The 813-nt window shown below is 75.3% G+C and carries 2 protein-coding genes; both read left to right on the plus strand.

Going from position 1 to position 813, the window contains the following annotated elements:
* The coding region (locus MXD58_RS25995; RefSeq protein ID WP_250610372.1) for a PP2C family protein-serine/threonine phosphatase at positions 1–552 on the plus strand (552 nt) is incomplete at its 5' end.
* 5 nt (positions 553–557) lie between these two features.
* Positions 558–813, plus strand: a 256-nt coding sequence (locus tag MXD58_RS26000) for a helix-turn-helix transcriptional regulator (RefSeq protein ID WP_250610373.1), incomplete at its 3' end; no start/stop codon positions are given.

The following is an 813-nucleotide window of genomic DNA, read 5'->3' on the forward strand; positions in this document are numbered from 1 at the left end:
CCGTGGCAGCCCAGCGCGCTGCGGGCCGCCGCCGCCGTCGCCCACCGCAGCGTCCTCGACGCGGCGACCCTCGATGGTGACAGCCCGGCGTGCACGTTCGTCGCGGCGATCGTCACCGAGGACCGGGTGAGCGTCGGCTGGCTCGGTGACAGCCGCGTGTATCTGCTCGACCAGGCCGGCGCGCGGCAGCTGACCGAGGACGACACCCTGTCCGCCGCCGCGGTGCGGGCGGGCCTGCTGCCGCCGGAACAGGCCGAGACCGGCCCGGGCGCGCACACGATCACCCAGTGGATCGGGTCGGGCAGTTCCTCGACGGTCCCCCAGGTGATCTCCGAGGAGCTGTCGGGGCCCGGTCGGGTGATCGTGTGCAGCGACGGGCTGTGGAACTACGTCTCGGCGGCGGGCGAGCTCGCGGCCCGCATCGCGGAGCTCCCGCCCGGCGCGTCGGCGCTCGCCGTCGCCCGGCACCTGACCACGCTGGCGCTGACCGGCGGCGGCGCCGACAACATCAGCGTCATCGTCATCGATCTGCCCGCCAACGTCAGCAGCTAGGCGCGGTGACGGATCCGAGTGCCCGGATGCTGCGGCTGTTGTCGCTGTTGCAGACCCAGCGGCACTGGCCCGGCGACGAGCTCGCCGATCGCCTCGCGGTGAGCCGGCGCACGCTGCGCCGTGACATCGACCGGCTGCGGGAGCTCGGCTACCCCGTCGAGGCCACCCCCGGGGTGGCCGGCGGCTACCGGCTGCGCGCCGGCACGGCGATGCCGCCGCTGCTGCTCGACGACGAGGAGGCCGTCGCCGTCGCCGTGGGCC

Origin of the sequence: Frankia sp. AgKG'84/4 (genome assembly GCF_023242965.2) — a bacterium.
Classification (GTDB): domain Bacteria; phylum Actinomycetota; class Actinomycetes; order Frankiales; family Frankiaceae; genus Frankia.